5 protein-coding genes are annotated in these 6,353 nt (G+C 43.9%); 4 read left to right on the top strand and 1 reads right to left on the bottom strand.

What is annotated here, in order from left to right:
- The first annotated feature begins 281 nt into the window (after positions 1-281).
- Positions 282-1,577, top strand: coding sequence for a Glu/Leu/Phe/Val family dehydrogenase (locus IM322_RS12425; protein ID WP_287078360.1), 1,296 nt, complete (start codon positions 282-284; stop codon positions 1,575-1,577).
- A 40-nt stretch (positions 1,578-1,617) separates the two neighbouring features.
- On the opposite strand, the gene pyrC is transcribed toward IM322_RS12425, so the two are convergent.
- Positions 1,618-2,652, bottom strand: a complete 1,035-nt coding sequence (gene pyrC / locus IM322_RS12420) for a dihydroorotase (RefSeq protein ID WP_353737511.1) — start codon at positions 2,650-2,652, stop codon at positions 1,618-1,620.
- Positions 2,653-3,338: 686 nt separating this feature from the next.
- Here pyrC and IM322_RS12415 point away from each other — a divergent pair.
- From IM322_RS12415 to IM322_RS12405, 3 genes are all read left to right on the top strand, one after another.
- Positions 3,339-4,979: a DNA methyltransferase gene (locus tag IM322_RS12415; RefSeq protein WP_287674385.1), complete on the top strand. Its 1,641-nt coding sequence runs from the start codon at positions 3,339-3,341 to the stop codon at positions 4,977-4,979.
- Between the two features lie 201 nt (positions 4,980-5,180).
- Positions 5,181-5,927, top strand: coding sequence for a p24 family protein (locus IM322_RS12410; protein WP_158199771.1), 747 nt, complete (start codon positions 5,181-5,183; stop codon positions 5,925-5,927).
- A 296-nt stretch (positions 5,928-6,223) separates the two neighbouring features.
- Positions 6,224-6,353: transposase family protein (locus IM322_RS12405; protein ID WP_287675989.1), on the top strand; the 130-nt coding region annotated here is incomplete at its 3' end.

Genomic DNA, 6,353 nt, shown 5'->3' with positions numbered 1-6,353 from the left:
TAGGGCATACCGGAACCTTTGGGCTAGACCCAATAAACGCTTGGGGAGAGAATACCTCTACTTTTTCAGAAGCAATTCTGTCTAAGCAAGTAATCTCTGTGAACCAAGAATCCCCGTCTCTTTAGAGCGGGGAGTGTCAATCACTGAAGTTAACTCAACAATAACCTTGTTTGAGAATACTTGTCGGCAATTCCTGTCTATGGTTAATTAAGAAAAATAAACTGTAGCGAAATATACTGTTTTTTCATGTTCTAATGGGGATAGATAGGGGGAAAAAAATCATGTCGAAATCACTCTTTACCGATGCCAGCAGTCGCCTAGAACGCGCCCTTAAGTATGTCTCCATTTCCGATGATGCGATCGAGCGGTTAAAATATCCCAAGGCTAGTCTCAGCGTCTCCATACCCGTCCGTATGGACAACGGCACTTTAAGAATCTTCCAAGGCTACCGCGTCCGCTACGATGACACCCGCGGCCCCGGCAAAGGAGGTGTGCGCTATCATCCCAACGTCAGCATTGATGAGGTGCAGTCCCTGGCCTTTTGGATGACCTTTAAATGCGCCCTGCTGGATTTGCCCTTTGGTGGGGCGAAGGGCGGCATTACCCTCAATCCGAAAGAATTGTCAAAAGCCGAGTTAGAACGCCTTAGCCGGGGCTATATCGAGGGTATAGCCGACTTTATTGGTCCCGATGTCGATATTCTTGCCCCCGATGTCTATACCAACGAGATGATCATGGGTTGGATGATGGACCAGTACAGCATCATTCGGCGTAAAATTAGTCCGGCGGTGGTGACGGGGAAACCTTTAACCATGGGAGGCAGTCGCGGCCGCGATACGGCGACGGGAACAGGAGCTTTTCATGTTATTAACTCTCTTTTGCCGAAATTAGACAAAAAACCCGCTAATACTACCGTGGCCGTCCAGGGATTCGGTAACGCCGGGGCCATAGTAGCGGATCTCCTCGCCAAAGCCGGTTATCAAGTGGTGGCGGTAAGTGATTCCCAGGGCGGCATTTATCGGGAAAAAGGCCTAGATATTGCCAGCATTCGTCAGTATAAACAGGAACACCGCGAGATTACTGCTATTTACTGTCAGGATACCGTCTGTCATATCATGGAACACGAAGCGATTAGTAATGAAGAATTATTAGCCCTAGATGTGGATGTTTTGATTCCGGCTGCCCTAGAAAACCAAATTACCGCCGAAAATGCCGATCGCGTGCGGGCGAAATATATCTTTGAAGTGGCCAACGGTCCCACTACCTCAGAAGCCGATCGCATTTTAGAATCAAAAGGGATTCTCGTTTTCCCCGATATTCTGGTTAACGCAGGTGGGGTAACGGTGAGTTATTTTGAATGGGTGCAAAATCGCAGCGGTCTTTATTGGCAATTAAACGAGATAAATGAGCGCTTAAAAGAAAGAATGGTGACACAAGCGGAAAAAGTCTGGTCTTTCGCCCAGGAGTTCGATATATCTCTGCGTAACGCCGCCTACGCTCAGGCCATTGCTCGTCTCGGAGAAGCCCTAGATGCGAAGGGAACCCGCGATTATTACCAAAATAAGACGGGAGCATAAAAGCCACAAACATTATATGTAAGCTAAAACTGGCGGTTTTTTATTCCCCCAATTGCCAAGTCATTTCCTCACCCGCTCGTAACGGCACCAGTCCAGATTCGGGAAATGGCAATTCATCGGGAATGCGCCAAGGGGTTTTGGTTAATGTGATTTGTTCGGTATTCCGGGGGAGTTGATAAAAATCTGGACCGTGAAAGCTGGCGAACCCTTCCAGTTGCTCGAGCGCATCAACGCTCTCAAAAGCTTCTGCGTACAACTCTAGAGCGTGCAGAGCCGAATAACAACCCGCGCAGCCACAGGAACTTTCTTTGCTGTAGCGAGAATGGGGCGCGCTATCGGTCCCTAGAAAAAACTTGGCATTCCCCGATGTTGCCGCTTGCAAAAGTGCCAAACGATGCTCCTCTCGTTTCAAAATCGGCAGGCAATAAAAATGGGGACGAATGCCACCGCTAAAGAGAATGTTTCGGCTAAACAATAAATGTTGGGGCGTAATTGTGGCGGCGACATTGTTGTTAGCAGAGAGAACAAACTGGACCGCATCAGCAGTGGTAATGTGTTCAAATACGACCCGCAGTTTCGGAAATCTCGTTATCAGTGGGATTAAGTGCCTCTCAATGAACACTTTCTCTCGATCGAACACATCAATATCTCCATCGGTAACTTCCCCGTGCAGTAGTAGCGGCATATCCAGCTGCTCCATCGCTGCCAAAACGCGATCGCACTTACGCAGGTCTGTCACCCCCAAGTCGGAATTAGTTGTCGCACCGGCTGGGTAGTATTTCACCGCTTTGACAAACTGGGAGGCTTTCGCCGCTATGATTTCTTCGGGACTGGTATTATCGGTCAGATAGAGGGTCATCAATGGCTCGAATTGTTGACCCTCTGGAACTGCTGCCAGAATGCGCTCGCGATAGGCGGCAGCATCAGCGACTGAGCGCACTGGGGGCTTTAAATTCGGCATGATAATGGCACGGGCAAACTGACGCACCGTATGGGGTAAAACCGCTTTCATTGCCGCACCATCGCGGAGATGAAGGTGCCAGTCGTCGGGTCGAGTCATTCTGAGTCTTCGCATTGTTCAATCATACTACGGTTAGGGATGCCATTACCAAGCACAAGGGTTTTAGTTGATTGGAACGAACCTTTGATTTTAGCGGCGAAATTAATATAATTCCCCTTGACAAAATCCCAAGACTTGACATATACTTATTTATATAATGGGAATCCGTGCCTGCCTGCGACCCCCTCATTTTCAGGCTAGATAGACTTAAAAAAATTAAATTTATTTCGGTCTCCCAGTAAGACTATTGTGGGCTGCCTCTCAGTGCTTTTACAATTAGTACAATCATATTATTCTGCGGAGCGATTGCAGAGGATAAGTAGGTGGGTGGAATTAAATATAAGATGAACGTAGGTTGGGTTGAAGCATGAAACCCAACGCCCCGATGGGTTACGCTACCGCTAACCCATCCTACAAATAATTGTGCCTCCCTACTTAATTCCCCTTGACAAAATCCCAAGACTTGACATATACTTATTTATATAATGGAAATCCGTGCCTGCCTGCGACCCCCTCATTTTCAGGCTAGATAGACTTAAAAAAATTAAATTTATTTCGGTCTCCCAGTAAGACTATTGTGGGCTGCCTCTCAGTGCTTTTACAATTAGTACAATCATATTATTGTAGGGGCGAATTGTATTTGTCCTCTTTAAGGGGGAATAATAATAGAATTGAGGATGCAGTCAATTCCCTTAATCTCTATGGTCAATAAACTATACTACGGTGATAACCTAGAAGTGCTGCGTAAATATATCAAAGATGAATCGATCGATCTTTGTTATATCGACCCACCCTTTAATTCTAAACGCAATTACAACCAAATTTATCTCAACTTAGGCAAGGAAGATCAAGCACAAGCACAAGCGTTTGTGGATACCTGGACATGGGATAATCACGCTAACGAAGCTTTAGAGGAAATTCAAAGCAACTATCAGGGTAAATTTACCAGTCAGACTATCGATTTAATTGACGGTTTGACTAAAGTTTTGGGTAAAGGTAGTCTTCTCGCTTATCTGGTGAGTATGACTCTGAGGATTGTGGAAATCCATCGAGTTTTAAAATCTACTGGTAGCTTTTATCTCCACTGTGATCCCACTGCTAGTCATTATTTAAAAATAGTTTTAGATACTGTTTTTTGCTCTCAGGGTGGTGATTATATTGCTGAAATTACTTGGGAAAGAACATCTGCTCATTCAGATTCCAAAACTTTTGCTAACACTACTGATGTTATTTTTTTATATTCCAAGCGAATTTTGATGTTTAATCAACAATTTAAGCCATATTCAGAAGAATATCTGAAAAAATATTATAAGCATCAAGATGGTAAAGGAAGATTTTTAGATAGAGATTTGACTGCTGGTGGACTTTCAGGTGGTGGTTATAACTATGATTGGAAGGGAATTAAAAAGCTGTGGAGATGCCCTATAGAAACAATGCAAAAATACGAAGAACAAAATAAATTATATTACACAAGAAATGGTACTCCTAGATTAAAGCAGTATTTAGAAGAAATGCCGGTCGTACCACTGACAAATTTATGGAATGATATTCCTCCAATTAACTCACAAGCATCTGAAAGATTAGGTTATCCTACGCAAAAACCGGAGGCATTGCTAGAAAGAATAATCAAAGCAAGTAGCAATAAAGGAGATATAATTTTAGATGCCTATTGTGGTTGTGGAACGACTATCGCTGTAGCAGAGAGATTAGAGAGAAACTGGATTGGAATTGATATAACCTATCAGAGTATTAGCTTAATGTTAAAGCGATTAGAGGACTCCTTTGGTAAAAATGTTTTAGATAAAATTGAACTGAATGGTATTCCTAAAGACATGGAATCAGCGCAAGCATTAGCCACTAAACCCGATGATCGTACCCGCAAAGAATTTGAGAAATGGGCGGTTTTAACCTATAGTAATAACCGGGCCGTGATTAATGACAAAAAAGGGGCAGATAAAGGAGTCGATGCTATTGCCTATTTTCAGGGAGATAAGGACAACCGCGAGAAAATTATTTTTCAAGTAAAATCCGGTAATGTCAAATCGGGAGACATCAGAGATCTACAGGGAACCATGACACTACAAGGGGCAGCCTTGGGTATATTCATCACCTTGAAACCTCCTAGCAAAGATATGGTTCAAACGGCCAAATCTGCGGGAATTTATCGCGGTCGCTATATGAGTCAAAGTGTGGATAAAATTGAGATTGTGACAGTGCAAGAAATCCTTGAACAGAAAAAACGTCTCGATGTTATCCTCACCTTTGAAGTCCTGAAAGCTGCCGAAAAACAAAGGGAAACCCAAGGACAACAAATGAGTTTAGATATACCCTTCCCCGATTAAAGTTTTTTTCTAAAAAAGACTTGACAAAATCCCCGTACTTGACTCATACTCTCTGAGGGTACGGGTAGAAGGTGGAGGCTATCAGTCTCTTGTCCACACCAGTCCGTTAGATGGTCGGTAATCTCGATTTCCTCCCTACTGATTCGGGGAGGGGCAGAAAAACCCCATCTTTTCTCGATTTATTTTTTTATCTCCCAGAAAATGCGTAAACTCTTTTCCGCTTTCTTCCTCGCTGCCTTAATCACCACCCCCGTTATCCTACCTTCTCCAGCCTTAAGCGAAGTTCGTAAAGAACGGGTACAATTCAAAGCAGGAACATCTGGAACAACCATTCAAGGCAAAATCAAGGGAGGACAGGTCGTTCAGTACCTAATTCGCGCTAATGCTGGGCAGAATATCTCCCTTGCCTTCAATAGCGATAATGGGGGTGCTTCTTTCAACCTTTTTGCACCGGGTAAAGTCCCCGGCAAGGATGCGGCGATGGTTATCGGGTCTAACGCCGGTAACGCTTATGAAGGAATCCTACCAGCGGACGGCGATTATACGATCCAAGTGGGTTTGATCCGCAATTCAGTGCGTAATAATGAGGTAGCTAATTATCGCTTAAAAATCTTTATTTCCAATTATTACAACCAAAGCGATGCCAAAGTACCCGGGACAAATTACCATGCTACGGGTAGTGTTACCTGTTCTATGGGCGACGGAAAACCGGCGGGATCTTGTCCCTTTGGTGTCACTCGTCGAGGTAACGGTAGTGCAGATGTCACTGTCACCAAACCCGACGGCCGCAAGCGTATCATTTTCTTTGAAAAAGGGAAAGCGATCGGCTACGATGTTAGTCAGGCGGACTCTGGGGCGTTTAGTGCCTCGAAAGAGGGCGATATTTATTTTATTCGCATTGGCAAAGAACGCTACGAGATTTTTGAAGCGATCATCTTTGGGGGTTAGGTGCTGCTTTTCGTAAGCGCCAAGCATAAAATCTCCATTTAGGATAGTTTGAAGCACATCTTGGCCTTTAGGAAGGTTTTAAAACCTCCTTTGGTTATTTTTGGGGATAGGGTGATAATTTTGTTAAAATATAGGTCAGACTTAACCTAAGACGCATTTAAACCGCTTATTCTTAGATTAGCCGAATCTCCACCCCCCCTTGCCCTAGGGCTGTTTCATTCTCCCATCAGAATATCAAAAGTAAAAGCGATCACTGTCTTTGTAAAATGAGAAGTGACCGCCAACCTTTTAAATATATGTTGAGCTTAATAGAAAAACTGAAACAAGTCAAGGACTTTCGGAAAGATAAAGGAAAAAGACACCCTTTATGGATAGTATTATTAGTAATAATACTGGGAACAATGCTAGGATACTCAGGTTATAGAG

The sequence above is a fragment of the Microcystis sp. M109S1 genome, from assembly GCF_020247025.1.
GTDB lineage: Bacteria > Cyanobacteriota > Cyanobacteriia > Cyanobacteriales > Microcystaceae > Microcystis.
The sequence above is the reverse complement of the archived record's forward strand: the minus strand, read 5'-3'. Positions and strand labels throughout refer to the sequence as shown.